Origin of the sequence: Escherichia sp. UTM R2 (genome assembly GCF_048593455.1) — a bacterium.
GTDB classification, from domain to species: domain Bacteria; phylum Pseudomonadota; class Gammaproteobacteria; order Enterobacterales; family Enterobacteriaceae; genus Escherichia; species Escherichia coli.
In genome coordinates, this window is sequence record NZ_JBFWDY010000002.1 from 3,483,601 (window position 1) to 3,501,483 (window position 17,883).

The 17,883-nt window shown below is 53.4% G+C and carries 16 protein-coding genes and 1 pseudogene; 6 read left to right on the forward strand and 11 right to left on the reverse strand.

What is annotated here, in order from left to right; all coding sequences use genetic code 11:
• Positions 1–3 precede the first annotated feature (3 nt).
• Both lacY and lacA read left to right on the forward strand, forming a co-directional pair.
• Positions 4–1,257, forward strand: coding sequence for a lactose permease (gene lacY / locus AB4H76_RS17720; RefSeq protein ID WP_000291549.1), 1,254 nt, complete (start codon positions 4–6; stop codon positions 1,255–1,257).
• Between the two features lie 65 nt (positions 1,258–1,322).
• Entirely contained in the window at positions 1,323–1,934 is a 612-nt protein-coding gene (gene lacA, locus AB4H76_RS17725) for a galactoside O-acetyltransferase (RefSeq protein WP_001335915.1), read from the forward strand.
• Positions 1,935–2,036: 102 nt separating this feature from the next.
• On the opposite strand, the gene cynX is transcribed toward lacA, so the two are convergent.
• From cynX to cynT, 3 genes are read right to left on the reverse strand one after another with little or no spacing between them, the layout of a single operon-like run.
• The gene (cynX, locus tag AB4H76_RS17730; protein ID WP_001301263.1) at positions 2,037–3,218 is read right to left on the reverse strand and encodes a cyanate transporter CynX; all 1,182 of its coding nucleotides are present in this window, start codon (positions 3,216–3,218) and stop codon (positions 2,037–2,039) included.
• A 5-nt stretch (positions 3,219–3,223) separates the two neighbouring features.
• Entirely contained in the window at positions 3,224–3,694 is a 471-nt protein-coding gene (gene cynS, locus AB4H76_RS17735; protein ID WP_000616243.1) for a cyanase, read from the reverse strand.
• 30 nt (positions 3,695–3,724) lie between these two features.
• Positions 3,725–4,384 carry a carbonic anhydrase CynT gene (cynT, locus tag AB4H76_RS17740; RefSeq protein WP_000658652.1) on the reverse strand — a complete coding sequence of 220 codons (660 nt, stop codon included), beginning with the start codon at positions 4,382–4,384 and terminating at the stop codon, positions 3,725–3,727.
• A gap of 108 nt (positions 4,385–4,492) precedes the next feature.
• On the opposite strand from cynT, the gene cynR reads away from it, so the two are divergent.
• Complete coding sequence (gene cynR, locus AB4H76_RS17745; protein WP_000952503.1) at positions 4,493–5,392, forward strand: transcriptional regulator CynR; 900 nt, start codon at positions 4,493–4,495, stop codon at positions 5,390–5,392.
• Between the two features lie 125 nt (positions 5,393–5,517).
• Positions 5,518–5,601 (forward strand): annotated as a pseudogene (locus AB4H76_RS17750) (hypothetical protein); the annotation flags it as partial.
• 136 nt (positions 5,602–5,737) lie between these two features.
• Here the strand turns inward: AB4H76_RS17750 and codA are convergent.
• The 6 genes from codA to prpB all read right to left on the reverse strand — a co-directional run bounded on the left by codA (position 5,738) and on the right by prpB (position 14,605).
• Entirely contained in the window at positions 5,738–7,021 is a 1,284-nt protein-coding gene (gene codA / locus AB4H76_RS17755; protein WP_001295686.1) for a cytosine/isoguanine deaminase, read from the reverse strand.
• Entirely contained in the window at positions 7,011–8,270 is a 1,260-nt protein-coding gene (gene codB, locus AB4H76_RS17760) for a cytosine permease (protein ID WP_000076234.1), read from the reverse strand. The genes codA and codB overlap by 11 nt, the downstream gene beginning before the upstream one ends.
• A gap of 424 nt (positions 8,271–8,694) precedes the next feature.
• A complete protein-coding gene (gene prpE, locus AB4H76_RS17765; RefSeq protein ID WP_000010276.1) occupies positions 8,695–10,581 on the reverse strand; it encodes a propionate--CoA ligase in 1,887 nt (628 codons plus the stop codon).
• 39 nt (positions 10,582–10,620) lie between these two features.
• The gene (gene prpD, locus AB4H76_RS17770) at positions 10,621–12,072 is read right to left on the reverse strand and encodes a 2-methylcitrate dehydratase (RefSeq protein ID WP_001275859.1); all 1,452 of its coding nucleotides are present in this window, start codon (positions 12,070–12,072) and stop codon (positions 10,621–10,623) included.
• Positions 12,073–12,105: 33 nt separating this feature from the next.
• A complete protein-coding gene (prpC, locus tag AB4H76_RS17775; RefSeq protein ID WP_001548219.1) occupies positions 12,106–13,275 on the reverse strand; it encodes a bifunctional 2-methylcitrate synthase/citrate synthase in 1,170 nt (389 codons plus the stop codon).
• Positions 13,276–13,714: 439 nt separating this feature from the next.
• On the reverse strand, positions 13,715–14,605 hold the full coding sequence (gene prpB / locus AB4H76_RS17780) for a methylisocitrate lyase (protein WP_000052168.1): 891 nt from the start codon (positions 14,603–14,605) through the stop codon (positions 13,715–13,717).
• Between the two features lie 238 nt (positions 14,606–14,843).
• Here prpB and prpR point away from each other — a divergent pair, with 238 nt between their 5' ends.
• Positions 14,844–16,430: a propionate catabolism operon regulatory protein PrpR gene (prpR, locus tag AB4H76_RS17785; protein ID WP_001399960.1), complete on the forward strand. Its 1,587-nt coding sequence runs from the start codon at positions 14,844–14,846 to the stop codon at positions 16,428–16,430.
• Between the two features lie 97 nt (positions 16,431–16,527).
• On the opposite strand, the gene yahO is transcribed toward prpR, so the two are convergent.
• Positions 16,528–16,803 (reverse strand): DUF1471 family periplasmic protein YahO, encoded by a 276-nt coding sequence (gene yahO, locus AB4H76_RS17790; RefSeq protein ID WP_000691953.1) that lies wholly within the window; start codon positions 16,801–16,803, stop codon positions 16,528–16,530.
• Between the two features lie 146 nt (positions 16,804–16,949).
• Here yahO and AB4H76_RS17795 point away from each other — a divergent pair, with 146 nt between their 5' ends.
• Positions 16,950–17,621, forward strand: coding sequence for a LysE family transporter (locus AB4H76_RS17795; protein WP_000983410.1), 672 nt, complete (start codon positions 16,950–16,952; stop codon positions 17,619–17,621).
• A gap of 16 nt (positions 17,622–17,637) precedes the next feature.
• Here AB4H76_RS17795 and yahM read toward each other — a convergent pair whose 3' ends face one another.
• Positions 17,638–17,883 carry a protein YahM gene (gene yahM / locus AB4H76_RS17800; protein ID WP_000290616.1) on the reverse strand — a complete coding sequence of 82 codons (246 nt, stop codon included), beginning with the start codon at positions 17,881–17,883 and terminating at the stop codon, positions 17,638–17,640.

Below are 17,883 nucleotides of genomic sequence, written 5' to 3' on the forward strand. Positions count from 1 at the left end.
ATTATGTACTATTTAAAAAACACAAACTTTTGGATGTTCGGTTTATTCTTTTTCTTTTACTTTTTTATCATGGGAGCCTACTTCCCGTTTTTCCCGATTTGGCTACATGACATCAACCATATCAGCAAAAGTGATACGGGTATTATTTTTGCCGCTATTTCTCTGTTCTCGCTATTATTCCAACCGCTGTTTGGTCTGCTTTCTGACAAACTCGGGCTGCGCAAATACCTGCTGTGGATTATTACCGGCATGTTAGTGATGTTTGCGCCGTTCTTTATTTTTATCTTCGGGCCACTGTTACAATACAACATTTTAGTAGGATCGATTGTTGGTGGTATTTATCTAGGCTTTTGTTTTAACGCCGGTGCGCCAGCAGTAGAGGCATTTATTGAGAAAGTCAGCCGTCGCAGTAATTTCGAATTTGGTCGCGCGCGGATGTTTGGCTGTGTTGGCTGGGCGCTGTGTGCCTCGATTGTCGGCATCATGTTCACCATCAATAATCAGTTTGTTTTCTGGCTGGGCTCTGGCTGTGCACTCATCCTCGCCGTTTTACTCTTTTTCGCCAAAACGGATGCGCCCTCTTCTGCCACGGTTGCCAATGCGGTAGGTGCCAACCATTCGGCATTTAGCCTTAAGCTGGCACTGGAACTGTTCAGACAGCCAAAACTGTGGTTTTTGTCACTGTATGTTATTGGCGTTTCCTGCACCTACGATGTTTTTGACCAACAGTTTGCTAATTTCTTTACTTCGTTCTTTGCTACCGGTGAACAGGGTACGCGGGTATTTGGCTACGTAACGACAATGGGCGAATTACTTAACGCCTCGATTATGTTCTTTGCGCCACTGATCATTAATCGCATCGGTGGGAAAAACGCCCTGCTGCTGGCTGGCACTATTATGTCTGTACGTATTATTGGCTCATCGTTCGCCACCTCAGCGCTGGAAGTGGTTATTCTGAAAACGCTGCATATGTTTGAAGTACCGTTCCTGCTGGTGGGCTGCTTTAAATATATTACCAGCCAGTTTGAAGTGCGTTTTTCAGCGACGATTTATCTGGTCTGTTTCTGCTTCTTTAAGCAACTGGCGATGATTTTTATGTCTGTACTGGCGGGCAATATGTATGAAAGCATCGGTTTCCAGGGCGCTTATCTGGTGCTGGGTCTGGTGGCGCTGGGCTTCACCTTAATTTCCGTGTTCACGCTTAGCGGCCCCGGCCCGCTTTCCCTGCTGCGTCGTCAGGTGAATGAAGTCGCTTAAGCAATCAATGTCGGATGCGGCGCGAGCGCCTTATCCGACCAACATATCATAACGGAGTGATCGCATTGAACATGCCAATGACCGAAAGAATAAGAGCAGGCAAGCTATTTACCGATATGTGCGAAGGCTTACCGGAAAAAAGACTTCGTGGGAAAACGTTAATGTATGAGTTTAATCACTCGCATCCATCAGAAGTTGAAAAAAGAGAAAGCCTGATTAAAGAAATGTTTGCCACGGTAGGGGAAAACGCCTGGGTAGAACCGCCTGTCTATTTCTCTTACGGTTCCAACATCCATATAGGCCGCAATTTTTATGCAAATTTCAATTTAACCATTGTCGATGACTACACGGTAACAATCGGTGATAACGTACTGATTGCACCCAACGTTACTCTTTCCGTTACGGGACACCCTGTACACCATGAATTGAGAAAAAACGGCGAGATGTACTCTTTTCCGATAACGATTGGCAATAACGTCTGGATCGGAAGTCATGTGGTTATTAATCCAGGCGTCACCATCGGGGATAATTCTGTTATTGGCGCGGGTAGTATCGTCACAAAAGACATTCCACCAAACGTCGTGGCGGCTGGCGTTCCTTGTCGGGTTATTCGCGAAATAAACGACCGGGATAAGCACTATTATTTCAAAGATTATAAAGTTGAATCGTCAGTTTAAATTATAAAAATTGCCTGATACGCTGCGCTTATCAGGCCTACAAGTTCAGCGATCTACATTAGCCGCATCCGGCATGAACAAAGCGCAGGAACAAGCGTCGCATCATGCCTCTTTGACCCACAGCTGCGGAAAACGTACTGGTGCAAAACGCAGGGTTATGATCATCAGCCCAACGACGCACAGCGCATGAAATGCCCAGTCCATCAGGTAATTGCCGCTGATACTACGCAGCACGCCAGAAAACCACGGGGCAAGCCCGGCGATGATAAAACCGATTCCCTGCATAAACGCCACCAGCTTGCCAGCAATAGCCGGTTGCACAGAGTGATCGAGCGCCAGCAGCAAACAGAGCGGAAACGCGCCGCCCAGACCTAACCCACACACCATCGCCCACAATACCGGCAATTGCATCGGCAGCCAGATAAAGCCGCAGAACCCCACCAGTTGTAACACCAGCGCCAGCATTAACAGTTTGCGCCGATCCTGATGGCGAGCCATAGCAGGCATCAGCAAAGCTCCTGCGGCTTGCCCAAGCGTCATCAATGCCAGTAAGGAACCGCTGTACTGCGCGCTGGCACCAATCTCAATATAGAAAGCGGGTAACCAGGCAATCAGGCTGGCGTAACCGCCGTTAATCAGACCGAAGTAAACACCCAGCGTCCACGCGCGGGGAGTGAATACCACGCGAACCGGAGTGGTTGTTGTCTTGTGGGAAGAGGCGACCTCGCGGGCGCTTTGCCACCACCAGGCAAAGAGCGCAACAACGGCAGGCAGCGCCCACCAGGCGAGTGTTTGATACCAGGTTTCGCTATGTTGAACTAACCAGGGCGTTATGGCGGCACCAAGCCCACCGCCGCCCATCAGAGCCGCGGACCACAGCCCCATCACCAGTGGCGTGCGCTGCTGAAACCGCCGTTTAATCACCGAAGGCATCACCGCCTGAATGATGCCGATCCCCACCCCACCAAGCAGTGCGCTGCTAAGCAGCAGCGCACTTTGCGGGTAAAGCTCACGCATCAATGCACCGACGGCAATCAGCAACAGACTGATGGCGACACTGCGACGTTCGCTGACATGCTGATGAAGCCAGCTTCCGGCCAGCGCCAGCCCGCCCATGGTAACCACCGGCAGAGCGGTCAACAGGGCAGCCACGCTAAAGCTCATTCCGCTCGCCTGGCGCAATTGCGGTAGCAGTGGCCCGACGGAGGTGAGCAGTGGTCGCATATTAAGACCAATCAGCACCAGTACCAGCAGCATCGTGAACGTCTTTTGATGGTTGCGCATGGCTGTCAGAACGGTTTGGTCGGCAGATATTTACCATCTAAGGTGATGACCGCACGTTCGCCACCTTCCGGGTCCGCCACTTTCTTAACGTCGAGTTTGAAGTTAATCGCGCTAATAATGCCATCGCCAAATTTCTCATGAACCAACGCTTTCAGGGTTGTACCGTACACCTGCAACATTTCATAGAAACGATACATCGTTGGGTCAGTTGGAATACGGTCATCAATGCAGCCACGCAGTGGAATCATCTGCAACAGTAGAATGGAGTCTTCGTCGAGATCCAGCTTCGCCCCGACCAGGCGGGCGGCGTCGGCAGGAAGCGCCTGCTGACCCAGCAAAGCCGCGGTTACAAAGGCTTCTGCCAGACCGGTGCCGTCGGCAATCTCGGCAAATGAGAGATCTTTTTTAGCTTTGCTGAGCAAAATGGCATCGGCAAGATCAAGACGAATATTGCGGTTAATTTGTGACTGAATCATGGTGGAACTCCTGATGGTTTAAAAATAAGGTTACGCTGCGGTCGGTTGGCGTAGCGGTATGGCACAAACGCGAGGATTAGCGGCCAGTGGCACAAACTGGCGGGTTGCGCCGTCAAAAGCTGCGATGCTGCCGCTTTCAATGTCGTAGACCCAGCCGTGCAGGGCGATCCGCCCCTCTTCGAGCGCCAGGCGCACCGATGGATGAGTTTGCAAATTAGCCAACTGAGCAATGACGTTTTCACGTACCATCGCCGCAGCTTTTGACGGTAAATCGGAATGCGGGCGCGCCTCATTAACGACGCGGGCTGAATCGGCATAACGCAGCCAGTGGGAGACGGCAGGCATATGGTCCATGCACTGACAGCTGGCAATGGCGGTCATCGCGCCACAGTTGGAATGACCACAAATCACAATGTCAGATACCCGAAGCGCAGCGACGGCATACTCCACCGAAGCAGAAACGCCACCGGGTTCCGGCCCGTAGGAAGGGACGATATTGCCCGCGTTGCGAATAACGAACAGATCGCCAGGCTCACGTTGCGTCACCAGCTCAGGGACCAGACGGCTGTCGGAGCAGGAGATAAAAAGTGTGCGCGGGCTTTGCTGTGTCGCCAGCTGTTTAAACAAGGCTTCCCGCTTCGGAAATGCCTCGCGCTGGAATTTAAGGAATCCATCAATAATCTCTTTCACCGTTAACCTCTGTCTGTCTCTGGAATGAGAGGCAGACTACTCGCCGATTGTCATAAGGTAAAAGTCTCATTTATGATGAGTTCCATTGGATTTACTTATAGGTTGCGAATGCTCTCTCGACATATCAATTATTTTCTTGCCGTGGCTGAACATGGCAGCTTCACCCGTGCCGCCAGTGCGTTGCACGTCTCCCAGCCTGCGCTTTCCCAGCAGATTCGCCAGTTAGAGGAGAGTTTAGGCGTGCCGCTGTTTGACCGTAGCGGGCGAACGATTCGTCTCACTGATGCAGGAGAAGTCTGGCGACAGTACGCCAGCCGGGCGTTACAGGAACTGGGGGCGGGTAAACGGGCGATTCATGATGTTGCCGATCTGACGCGAGGATCGCTGCGTATCGCCGTCACCCCCACCTTTACGAGCTACTTTATCGGCCCCTTAATGGCGGATTTCTATGCGCGCTATCCCAGCATCACGCTCCAGCTACAGGAAATGTCGCAGGAGAAAATCGAGGATATGCTTTGCCGCGACGAGTTGGACGTTGGGATTGCCTTCGCGCCTGTGCATTCGCCGGAGCTGGAGGCAATTCCTTTACTGACAGAAAGTTTAGCGTTAGTCGTGGCGCAACATCATCCGCTGGCCGTCCATGAACAGGTGGCGTTGAGTCGCTTGCATGATGAAAAACTGGTCCTGCTCAGCGCGGAATTTGCCACCAGAGAGCAAATTGACCACTACTGCGAGAAAGCGGGGCTACATCCACAGGTGGTCATTGAGGCGAACTCAATTAGCGCGGTTCTGGAGCTGATTCGCCGCACTTCCCTTTCCACATTGTTACCAGCAGCGATTGCCACACAACATGACGGGCTTAAAGCTATTTCTCTTGCCCCGCCACTACTGGAGAGAACGGCGGTTTTGTTGCGGCGGAAAAATAGCTGGCAGACAGCCGCCGCGAAGGCATTTTTGCACATGGCGTTGGATAAATGCGCGGTTGTTGGCGGAAATGAATCACGGTAGCCGCTGACACAGGTCTGCGGCTGGAATTGCCTGATGCGCTACGCTTATCAGGCCTACGAGTTCTACGAGTTCAGTGCTCTACGTAGGCCGGATAAGGCGTTCACGCCGCATCCGGCATAAACTACAGCTGGCAGACTGCCGCTGCGAAGGCATTTTTGCACATGGCGTTGGAGGAATGCGCGGATGTTGGCGGAAATGAATCACAGTAGCCGCTGACACAGATCAGCGGCTGGAATTGCCTGATGCGCTACGCTTATCAGGCCTACGAGTTCAGTGCTCTACGTAGGCCGGATAAGGCGTTCACGCCGCATCCGGCATAAACTAAGCTCGCTGTAACCCAGTCGTTCAACGTTTGTAATCGATGGCTTCTGGCTGCTCCAGATATACGGTGGTTTGTGCCGGTTGTGTGCTGGCAATCACCTTGCCGCCACGTACCGAATAACGTACCGGAACCTGACGGCGCAGCGCATCAAATCCATTTTCAGCCGGCAGGATAATCAGGTTGGCGCTGTTTCCGGCGGCAATGCCGTAATCCTGCAAATTCAACGTCCTGGCGCTGTGGTGGGTGATTAAATTCAGGCCATCGTTAATCTGCCCATAGCCCATCAGCTGGCAAACATGCAGCCCCATATGCAGCACTTGCAGCATATTCGCCGTTCCCAGCGGATACCACGGATCGAAGACATCATCGTGACCAAAGCAGACGTTAATGCCGGACTCCAGCATCTCTTTAACGCGCGTGATGCCGCGACGTTTTGGATACGTATCGAAACGTCCTTGCAGATGAATATTGACCAGCGGGTTGGCGACAAAGTTAATACCGGACATTTTCAGCAAGCGGAACAAGCGCGAGGTATACGCCCCGTTATAGGAGTGCATTGCTGTGGTGTGGCTGGCGGTGACTCGCGCGCCCATGCCTTCACGGTGCGCCAGGGCAGCAACGGTTTCGACAAAGCGCGACTGCTCGTCATCGATCTCATCACAGTGAACGTCGATGAGACGGTCGTATTTTTGCGCCAGGGCGAAGGTTTTATGCAGCGACTCCACGCCGTATTCACGGGTAAATTCAAAATGCGGAATCGCCCCCACTACATCTGCCCCTAAGCGTAACGCCTCTTCCAGCAACGCTTCACCGTTGGGATACGACAAAATCCCTTCCTGAGGGAAGGCGACGATTTGCAGATCAATCCACGGCGCGACTTCCTGCTTCACTTCCAGCATTGCTTTCAGCGCAGTTAGCGTTGCATCCGAAACATCGACATGGGTACGCACATGCTGAATGCCGTTGGCAATCTGCCATTTCAGCGTTTGCCATGCGCGTTGTTTCACATCGTCATGGGTTAATAACGCTTTGCGCTCGGCCCAGCGTTCAATGCCTTCAAACAGCGTGCCGGACTGATTCCAGTTCGGTTGTCCGGCGGTTTGCGTGGTGTCCAGGTGAATATGTGGCTCCACAAACGGCGGTATAACTAAACCTTGTTCGGCATCCAGGCTGTTTTCAGTTATGGGCATCACGCCGGATTGCGCATCAATGGCGCTGATTTTTCCGTCCTGCAGATGAATCTGCCACAGCCCCTCTTCGCCTGGTAACCGGGCGTTAATAATTGTTTGTAAAGCGTTATTTGACACTGTTAGCCTCCACATGCGTCATTGCTGCTGTCGTTTTACGATTCAAAATCGGGTTAAGGATCAGATAGCTCAGCGCGCCACCTAATACCGCGTTGACCGGAACAATTCCCGGTAACCAGTGGCCTGCAGCAATCCCCAAGGCGACCGCCAGAATCGCCACCCAATTGACACTCATCATACGCGTGGTCGCAAAGTGCTCATAGCGGCGACGGTTCATCAGATAGTCGGCAATGATCACGCCACCCACCGGAGGAATAGCTGCCGAAAGGAAGGTCAACCAGCCGACAAAATTGTTATACAGCCATAATGCGCAGACCGTACCGATAATACCGTTGATTACCGAAAGGGTTTTGCTCGACATCCCGGTAATGTTGGCGAAACCTAAACCCGACGCATAGAGCGCGTTATCGTTGGTGGTCCAGATATTTAGCCCCAGCACCACAATCGCAGGCAACAGCAGGCCCTGAGCAATCATCACATCAGAGATATCCGCCATCCCCAGTGCCGCAGCGCCCGCTGCACCGAAAATAAACATCAACGAGTTGCCGAGGAAAAAGGCCACCATCGCCACCAGCACCGCCAGTTTGGCATTGCGACCAAAGCGGACAAAGTCAGCGGTGAGCGTGCCCGCACTGATAAATGACCCCACAACCAGCGCCAGCGCGACATTGAAATCTAACGGTTGTGCGGGAACGACCGCTTTTAAGGCGTCCAGGCCGCCCATGCCGTTAACGGCCAGCCATACGGAATAACCGCCAAGACAGGCGATAGCCGGAACCGCAATCACCGAAAGAACCGTCAGCGCCGAAATGCCAAAGAAGACGGTGACGGTCATCAGTAAACCGGAAACGGCAATCAGCAAATTAATATCCAGCCCGGTTGCCTTACCCACCGGAATAGCAAACATCGCCACACCGACGCCAAACCAGCCAACCTGGGTGCCGCCCAGCAGCAGTGAAGGCAGCCATGAGCCTTTAACACCAAAAGAGAAGCGAGCAAGAAGATGAGTGGTCAGGCCGGTTTTTGCGCCAATGTAACCGAGAAATGAAGTGTAAATACCGAGGAGAAGATTACCGATGAGAACTGCGAGGAAGAAATCATGATAGCTAAGACCGGTTCCGAGAGTACCGCCGGTCCACATACTGGCGGAAAAGAAGGTTAATCCCAGCATGACGAACGTCAATGCCAATACCCCTTTCCGCGCCGACTGCGGGACTGGCCCCTGGCTAAAGTTGTTATCTTGCGACACGAAATTCCCCCTTTTTGCTGTTTGAAACCCAAAAAATCCGCCGCATTCTATTCATCTGAAGATAAAAAGCAATCGTTTTCGTGGGGAAATATATTTTTTATATGAATGAGTGCAAAAAGGTGGGGGAAAAATTATCGGTGTAAAAACAGTGGGTAGGCCTGATAAGACGCGTCAGCGTCGCATCAGGCATCTGAGCATGGTGTCGGATGCGGCGCGAGCGCCTTATCCGACCTACGGTTCAGACCTGTAGGCATGATAAGACGCGCCAGCGTCGCATCAGGCATCGGCGCGGGGTGTCGGATGCGACGCGAGCGCCTTATCCGACCTACGGTTCAGGCCTGTAGGCATAATAAGACGCGGTAAGCGTCGCATCAGGCATCGGCGCATGGTGTCGGATGCGCCACGCGACGCATCCGACAATACCTTACTCTTCCATCGCCTGGCGGATCTGATCCAACGACGCAGGATCATCAATGGTCGTCAGATCTCCAGGATCGCGTCCTTCGCAAATCGCCTGGATCGTGCGGCGCAGCATTTTTCCGGATCGCGTTTTTGGCAATTGCGAGACAAACCAGACGTGCGCCGGGCGGCCAAAGTTGCCAATCTGGCTGTCCACCAGCGCCATAATCGCCTTCTCTTGCGAATGCGCCACATCACGATCTTCCAGACTGTCGCTCTCTTTCGGAATGACAAACGCCACCGCCACCTGCCCTTTCAGCGCATCTTTCACCCCAACCACCGCCACTTCGGCAACGCCCGGATGGCTGGAGATACTCTCTTCAATCTCGCGCGTCCCCAGCCGATGCCCGGCAACGTTAATTACATCGTCAGTGCGCCCGAGAATAAAGTGATAACCGTCAGCGTCACGGATGCCCCAGTCAAAGGTGGCGTACACCGGGCGGGAAAACAGCGACCAGTAAGTCTTCACAAAGCGGCCGTCGTCGCCCCAGATGGTCTGAATACACCCCGGCGGCAGCGGCCCTTCCACCACCAGCATCCCTTTCTCGTTGACGCCACACGGTTCGCCGGTGACTTCATTAAGCAACTGCACGTTATAGCCATACATCGGCACACCGGGGCTTCCCAGACGCGTCGGCCTGTCGTCCAGACCGCGAGCAATCGCCATAATCGGCCAGCCGGATTCGGTCTGCCAGTAGTTGTCGATGACCGGCACATCCAGCGTATTGCTCACCCAACTGGCGGTCGGCTCGTCCAGCGGTTCTCCAGCCAGATAGAGCACTTCCAGCGACGAGAGATCGTGTTTGCGAATTTCAGCGGTAGGGAATTTTTTCAGCACGCGAATGGCGGTCGGCGCTGAGAACATCCGGCTAACCTGATATTTCTCGACGATTTTCCACCACACGCCGCAGTCCGGCCAGGTCGGTAATCCTTCGTAAACGATAGTCGCCATCCCCGCCAGCAGCGGCGCGTAGACGATATACGAATGCCCCACCACCCAGCCGATATCCGAAGCACAAAAGAACACACCGCCCGCTTTGCCGCCAAAAATGGTGTCCATCGAGGTCGCCAGCGCCACCGCATATCCGCCGACGTCACGCTGCACGCCTTTAGGTTTGCCGGTCGTGCCGGAAGTGTAGAGAATGCAGGAGGTTTCGTTGGATTCCAGCCACGCCACCGGTACCCGCGCGCCGATGTGTTGATGGCGCAACGACGCGAAATCGACATCCCGCCCGCTGACGCGCGCCATTTTCGCCAGCCCGCGATCCACCAGCAAAACATGGCGTGGCTGGTGCTGCGCCTGACTTATCGCATCGTCGAGCAATTTTTTATAGGGAATGATTTTGCCACCGCGCGCTCCGGCATCAGCCGAGACAATCAGCACCGGTTTAGCGTCATCAATTCGCGCCGCCACGCTGTGCGAGGCAAATCCACCAAACACCACCGAGTGAATAGCGCCAATGCGCGCGCAGGCCAGCAGAGTAATATGCGCTTCGGCAATCATCGGCATATACACCAGCACCCGATCGCCGCGCTGCACACCCAATGAACGCAACATTGAGGCCACCGCGTTCACTTCGTCATGCAGCTGACGAAAGGTAAAGGTGCGCTCTTCTTCTGTTTCCGAAGAGACGGCAATCAGCGCCAGCGCCTCTGGCTGTTTCTCCAGCCAGCGGTCGATGGCGTTGTGGCACAAGTTGGTTCGGCCTTCACAAAACCAACGGGCAAACGGCGGATTGCTGTGATCGAGCGTTTGCGTAAAGGGCGTCTGCCAGTCAATACGCCGGGCCTGCTCGGCCCAGAACTGCTCCGGTTCGTTAATCGAACGCTGATAAAATTCGCTAAAAGACATAATGCTCTCCTGTTGAACTTACGCCTTACCGCCGTTTACTTAAATGACGTACAGGTCGAGATACTCATTGACCGGCATCTGTTCCAGGCGAGCTCTGTCGAGAGAAACCTCCAGAATGCGCTGCTGCTGGCGAGTCGGGAACTGGCGCGCGAGATTGATTTTGAATTTATCGACCAGTTTCGGAATACCATCCTGACGGCGGCGAGCATGACCAATGGGGTACTCCACCACCACTTCTTCAAATCGTGTGCCGTCGGTGAACTCAAGGGTAATGGCATTGGCGATGGCGCGTTTTTCCGGGTCGTGGTAGTCAGCGGTAAATGCCGGATCTTCAAAGCAATTGATCTTCTCGCGCAGGGCGTCAATGCGTTTATCTTGCGCAACGTTGTCCTCGTAATCTGCCGCCGTTAAGCGCCCGAATAGCAGCGGGATCGCCACCATGTACTGAATGCAGTGATCGCGGTCTGCCGGGTTATTGAGCGGCCCTTTTTTGTCGATGATGCGAATACAGGCTTCGTGGGTGCGAATGGTCACTTTTTCGATATCCGCCGCCGTTTTGCCTGCTGCCTGCATCTGTTCATAGAGCGTCATCGCTGCTTCAACTGCCGTCTGGGAGTGGAACTCCGCCGGGAAGGAGATTTTGAACAGCACATTTTCCATAACGTAGGAACCGTACGGGCGCTGGAAGCGGAACGATTCACCTTTAAAGGAGACGTCGTAGAAGCCCCACACCGGCGCAGTCAGGGCTGACGGGTAACCCATTTCGCCCGTTTTCGCCATCAGTGCCAGACGTACCGCGCGGGAAGTGGCATCGCCCGCCGCCCAGGATTTACGCGTGCCGGTGTTCGGCGCATGGCGATAGGTGCGCAGCGACTGACCGTCCACCCACGCCAGCGAAACGGCGTTGAGAATTTCCTCGCGGGTCAGGCCGAGCATTTCGGCGACCACGGCGGTGGAAGCCACTTTCACTAACAGAACGTGGTCGAGGCCGACGCGGTTAAAGGAGTTTTCCAGCGCGATGCAGCCCTGAATTTCATGGGCTTTGATCATTGCGGTCAGCACCTGTTTCATGGTCAACGGCGCTTTGCCGCTGGCGACCGCGTTGCGCGAAAGCCAGTCCGCCGTTGCCAGAATGCCGCCGAGGTTGTCGGAAGGATGGCCCCACTCCGCCGCCAGCCAGGTATCGTTGAAATCGAGCCAGCGGATCATCGCGCCGATGTTAAATGCCGCCTGGACGGGGTCGAGCTGGAACTGAGTTCCGGGGACGCGCACGCCGTTGGGTACGACGGTGCCGGGAACAATTGGCCCCAGCAGTTTTTTACAGGCCGGGTATTCGAGAGCTTCCAGACCGCAGCCGAGCGTGTCGAGCAGGCAGTAATGTGCGGTGTCGTAGGCCACTTTAGAGCTGATTTCGTAGTTCATGACGTAATCGACGATATCAACGATTTCACGATCAAATTCCGGGCGGATGTTGTTGATTTGAGCTGACATTGGGTACGTTTCCTTATTGTTATTCGTAGAGGTTTACTGGCGCTTATCCAGCGCGACAAACTGGCGGTCTTCCGGTCCAACATAATTGGCGGAAGGACGGATAATTTTGTTGTCCTGACGTTGTTCGATAATGTGCGCCGCCCAGCCGGTGACGCGGGCGATAACAAACAGTGGTGTGAACATCTCGGTGGGAACGCCCATCATGTTGTAGGAAACAGCGGAGAACCAGTCGAGATTGGGGAACATCTTTTTCGTTTCCCACATCACCGTTTCCAGGCGATCGGCGATGTTGTACATCTTCAGCGAGCCGCCTTCCTGCGAGAGCTGCTTCGCCACACGTTTAATCACCTGGTGGCGCGGGTCGGCGATGGTATAAACCGGATGACCAAAACCAATGACCACTTCTTTGTTTTCCACGCGCTTGCGGATATCTGCTTCGGCTTCGTCCGGCGTTTCGTAGCGTTGCTGGATCTCCAGCGACACTTCATTCGCCCCGCCGTGTTTTGGCCCGCGCAGTGCGCCAATCGCGCCAATAATCGCGGAATACATATCAGAGCCGGTGCCCGCAATCACCCGACTGGTAAAGGTGGAGGCGTTAAACTCGTGTTCGGCGTACAGCACCAGCGAGATATGCATCGCCTTTTCCCAGCTTTGCGATGGCTTTTCGCCGTGCAGCAGATGCAGGAAGTGACCGCCGATGGAGTCGTCATCGGTTTCCGGTTGGATGCGTTCGCCGTTGTGGCTGTAGTGATACCAATAAAGGAGAATCGAGCTAAGCGACGCCAGCAGTTTGTCGGCAATATCCCGCGCGCCAGAGACGGTATGCCCCTCTTTTTCTGGCAGCGTGCAGCCGAGCGCGGAAACACCGGTGCGCATAACATCCATCGGGTGTGACGCCGCCGGTAAGGCTTCCAGCACGGTACGCACGTTAGCCGGTAAACCGCGCAGGGCTTTCAGTTTCGTTTTGTAAGCGGCGAGTTCGTCACGGGTCGGCAGTTTGCCGTGGATCAGCAGATGCGCCACTTCTTCAAATTCGCAATGTTCCGCCAGATCAAGAATATCGTAGCCGCGGTAATGCAGGTCATTGCCGCTTTTACCCACGGTGCAGAGCGCCGTATTGCCCGCCGGAACGCCAGAAAGTGCCACAGATTTTTTCGGTTTAATGACATGGGTACTGTTTTGCAGGATCGTTGTGTCGCTCATGTTGTCCTCGTCATTGTTATCATTTGTAGGGTCGGGATTGTTGTCGGATGCGACGCCAGGCGTCTTATCCGACCTACAGTTCAGTACATCCCGTAGGCCTGATAAGTCGCGTCAGCGGCGCATCAGGCATCGGTTGTCGGATGCGACGCTATGCGTCTTATCCGACCTACAGTTCAGTGCACCCCGTAGGCCTGATAAGTCGCGTCAGCGGCGCATCAGGCATCGGTTGTCGGATGCGACGCTATGCGTCTTATCCGACCTACAGTTCAGTGCACCCCGTAGGCCTGATAAGTCGCGTCAGCGGCGCATCAGGCATCGGTTGTCGGATGCGACGCCATCCGTCTTATCCGACCTACAGTTCAGTGCACCTCGTAGGCCTGATAAGTCGCGTCAGCGACGCATCAGGCATCGGCTGTCGAATACAATCAACGGGCGTTTTTTATTTCACCTGGCTACGGGCAAACAGGTTGTCGAGCTTCTCTTCGTACTGGTAGTAGTTGATGCTTTCGTACAGCTCGTTGCGGGTCTGCATGGTGTCGATGACGCTTTTCTGCGTCCCTTCCTGACGCAGGACGTTGTAGACATGCTCAGCGGCGCGGTTCATGGCGCGGAACGCTGAAAGCGGGTACAGCGCCATTGCGACATGGGCGCTGCGTAATTCGTCGATGGTAAACAGCGGCGTGGCACCAAATTCGGTAATGTTGGCGAGGATTGGCACCTGCACCGCATCGGCAAACTGGCGGTACATGGCGAGTTCGGTAATCGCCTCCGGGAACAACATCTCGGCACCCGCTTCAACATAGGCCTGCGCACGCTCGATCGCCGCATCCAACCCCTCTACCGCCAGCGCATCGGTGCGCGCCATGATCACAAAATCAGGATCGGTTTTCGCATCCACCGCCGCGCGGATCCGATCCACCATCTCCTCTTTCGAGACGATCGCTTTATTCGGACGATGACCGCAGCGTTTCGCACCAACCTGATCTTCAATATGCAATCCTGCCGCACCGGCTTTAATCATCGATTTCACCGTACGCGCCACGTTAAAGGCCGAAGAACCAAAACCGATATCCGCATCCACCAGCAGCGGCAGCGAACAAACGTCGGTGATACGGCGAATATCTGTCAACACGTCATCAAGAGTAGAAATACCGAGATCGGGCAGCCCCAGCGACCCTGCCGCCACGCCACCGCCGGAGAGATAAATTGCCTGATATCCGGCACGCTGCGCCAACAGCGCATGGTTGGCGTTAATGGTGCCAACAATCTGCAATGGATTTTCTTTAGACAGTGCAGCGCGAAACGCTTTACCTGGAGAGTGTAGAGACATAGCCCATCCTTTGTTATCAACTTGTTATTTGCGTTGATAAAGACAAAGCAAGGGGTGTGCCACAATTGCCTTAATAAAATTAAATGTTTAATTTCAATTTGTTAGAGATAAAGTCATGAACTAATCCGCAAATATGCGTTTCAGTTAACGTTTCAGGCAATGTTTCACCGCGTTTCATTGCAACAATTATGAAACAAGACTAAACCCAATATTCGGTTTCTTAACTTTGCGGTGCGCTATGGCACATCCACCACGGCTTAATGACGACAAACCGGTTATCTGGACGGTATCTGTAACGCGCCTGTTCGAGCTGTTTCGCGATATCAGCCTCGAGTTTGATCACCTGGCGAACATTACCCCTATCCAGCTTGGCTTTGAAAAAGCGGTGACCTACATCCACAAGAAACTGGCAAACGAACGCTGTGACGCCATCATCGCCGCTGGATCTAACGGCGCGTACCTGAAAAGCCGCCTGTCAGTGCCAGTTATTTTGATTAAACCGAGCGGCTACGATGTGTTACAGGCACTGGCAAAAGCCGGAAAACTCACCTCTTCTATCGGCGTTGTCACTTATCAGGAAACTATTCCGGCACTGGTGGCGTTTCAAAAAACCTTTAATTTGCGCCTCGATCAACGTAGCTACATTACCGAAGAAGACGCACGCGGGCAGATTAACGAGCTAAAAGCTAACGGCACCGAAGCGGTGGTCGGCGCGGGGCTGATTACCGATCTGGCAGAAGAAGCCGGAATGACCGGAATTTTTATCTATTCCGCCGCCACCGTGCGCCAGGCGTTCAGCGATGCGCTGGATATGACGCGCATGTCGTTACGCCATAACACTCACGATGCCACCCGCAACGCCCTGAGAACTCGTTACGTGCTGGGCGATATGCTCGGTCAATCACCACAGATGGAACAAGTACGGCAGACTATTTTGCTGTATGCCCGCTCCAGTGCAGCGGTGTTGATTGAGGGGGAAACGGGGACGGGCAAAGAGCTGGCGGCCCAGGCGATTCATCGGGAATATTTTGCCCGCCACGATGCGCGACAGGGCAAAAAGTCGCATCCGTTTGTTGCAGTCAACTGCGGGGCGATTGCCGAATCGCTGCTGGAAGCAGAACTGTTTGGCTATGAGGAAGGGGCGTTTACCGGCTCGCGACGCGGCGGTCGCGCCGGGCTGTTTGAAATCGCCCACGGAGGTACGCTGTTTCTCGATGAGATTGGCGAAATGCCACTGCCGTTGCAGACCCGGCTGCTGCGGGTGCTGGAAGAAAAAGAGGTCACCCGCGTCGGCGGGCATCAGCCTGTTCCGGTGGATGTGCGGGTCATTAGCGCCACTCACTGCAATCTGGAAGAAGATATGCGGCAAGGGCAGTTTCGCCGTGACCTGTTTTATCGGCTGAGTATTTTGCGTCTGCAATTGCCACCACTGCGCGAGCGGGTGGCGGATATTCTGCCACTGGCGGAAAGCTTTTTGAAAGTGTCTCTGGCGGCGCTCTCCGCCCCGTTTTCTGCCGCATTACGCCAGGGATTACAGGCAAGCGAAACCGTGCTGGTGCACTACGACTGGCCGGGCAATATTCGTGAACTGCGCAATATGATGGAGCGACTGGCGCTATTTTTAAGTGTGGAACCGACGCCGGATTTAACGCCGCAATTTTTGCAGCTGCTACTGCCGGAACTGGCGCGCGAGTCGGCGAAAACTCCCGCTCCACGCTTACTGACACCACAACAGGCACTGGAGAAATTTAATGGCGATAAAACAGCAGCGGCGAATTATTTAGGCATCAGCCGGACGACGTTCTGGCGGCGGCTGAAAAACTGAACTGCCGAATGCAGCGCGAACGCTTTATCCGGCATAAATTTCAATAGATGATCACCGATAAACTTACGCATCGGGGATGTTTACATAGGATTCAGAATTACTTCTTCTTATAAATATTTGCCGTGCCGTGGATCTTATTGTCAGTTTGACCGGAGGTCAGTACCAACACATCAGCCCCTTTTTCATCCGCTTTTTTGATCAAATCCTCTTTCGCATCTGCGGTCGACATTTCATTGCTGGTTGAAATATCACCTATTTTTTCATATTGCGATTCGACTTTTTCAAATTCCGCTTTAGTCATCAATTCAGCGGCATAGACATTGGTAACGGCAAACGCTAACGCACCGACTAACATTTTAGAGATTATTTTCATATTACGGCTCCAGAGTTGTTATCACACTATCACCCACCGACATTATTGGGTTGATTAATAATTAGTTCAGTCAGGGCATAAACGCCAGTAACCGGAAATAAGACACTTTGTGATCTCTCTCGCACCCGATTATTTTTGGTAGAAATATGATGCAGTTAGTTCACTTATTTATGGATGAAATCACTATGGATCCTTTGCATGCCGTTTACCTGACCGTAGGACTGTTCGTGATTACTTTTTTTAATCCGGGAGCCAATCTCTTTGTGGTAGTACAAACCAGCCTGGCTTCCGGTCGACGCGCAGGGGTGCTGACCGGGCTGGGCGTGGCGCTGGGCGATGCATTTTATTCCGGGTTGGGTTTGTTTGGTCTTGCAACGCTAATTACGCAGTGTGAGGAGATTTTTTCGCTTATCAGAATCGTCGGCGGCGCTTATCTCTTATGGTTTGCGTGGTGCAGCATGCGCCGCCAGTCAACACCGCAAATGAGCACACTACAACAACCGATTAGCGCCCCCTGGTATGTCTTTTTTCGCCGCGGATTAATTACCGATCTCTCTAACCCGCAAACCGTTTTATTTTTTATCAGTATTTTCTCAGTAACATTAAATGCCGAAACACCAACATGGGCACGTTTAATGGCCTGGGCGGGGATTGTGCTCGCATCAATTATCTGGCGAGTTTTTCTTAGTCAGGCGTTTTCTTTGCCCGCTGTGCGTCGTGCTTATGGGCGTATGCAACGCGTTGCCAGTCGGGTTATTGGTGCAATTATTGGTGTATTCGCGCTACGCCTGATTTACGAAGGGGTGACGCAGCGGTGAGCAGATAATTTACTCTCTACGTAATCAACCTGATTTGCCGAATCACGGCCATCGGCGATGATAGCCCCCGTAATGCGTGGTCCTTATTTCCGATAAGTTTACTTGAGTCTTTAGCTTCCCATTTCAGCCCACTCTCCCCTGTGTGGGCTTTTTTCATTGGTCTGCCCCATCCTGAATAGCCAAACAATGGCAATGTTCCACTTTGCAGGGATGATAATAAGGGGATCTGATTCAGAAGAGTTTTGAAAAGTTGGACCGCCAT

Bases quoted from the DNA above. Each gene is read 5' to 3' on its own strand.
- lacY (WP_000291549.1), top strand. From the start codon at position 4: ATGTACTATTTAAAAAACACAAACTTTTGGATGTTCGGTTTATTCTTT.
- cynX (WP_001301263.1), bottom strand. From the start codon at position 3,218: ATGCGCAACCATCAAAAGACGTTCACGATGCTGCTGGTACTGGTGCTG.
- cynS (WP_000616243.1), bottom strand. From the start codon at position 3,694: ATGATTCAGTCACAAATTAACCGCAATATTCGTCTTGATCTTGCCGAT.
- cynR (WP_000952503.1), top strand. From the start codon at position 4,493: ATGCTCTCTCGACATATCAATTATTTTCTTGCCGTGGCTGAACATGGC.
- prpE (WP_000010276.1), bottom strand. From the start codon at position 10,581: ATGTCTTTTAGCGAATTTTATCAGCGTTCGATTAACGAACCGGAGCAG.
- prpD (WP_001275859.1), bottom strand. From the start codon at position 12,072: ATGTCAGCTCAAATCAACAACATCCGCCCGGAATTTGATCGTGAAATC.
- prpC (WP_001548219.1), bottom strand. From the start codon at position 13,275: ATGAGCGACACAACGATCCTGCAAAACAGTACCCATGTCATTAAACCG.
- prpB (WP_000052168.1), bottom strand. From the start codon at position 14,605: ATGTCTCTACACTCTCCAGGTAAAGCGTTTCGCGCTGCACTGTCTAAA.
- prpR (WP_001399960.1), top strand. From the start codon at position 14,844: ATGGCACATCCACCACGGCTTAATGACGACAAACCGGTTATCTGGACG.
- yahO (WP_000691953.1), bottom strand. From the start codon at position 16,803: ATGAAAATAATCTCTAAAATGTTAGTCGGTGCGTTAGCGTTTGCCGTT.
- AB4H76_RS17795 (WP_000983410.1), top strand. From the start codon at position 16,950: ATGATGCAGTTAGTTCACTTATTTATGGATGAAATCACTATGGATCCT.
- yahM (WP_000290616.1), bottom strand. From the start codon at position 17,883: ATGGCGGTCCAACTTTTCAAAACTCTTCTGAATCAGATCCCCTTATTA.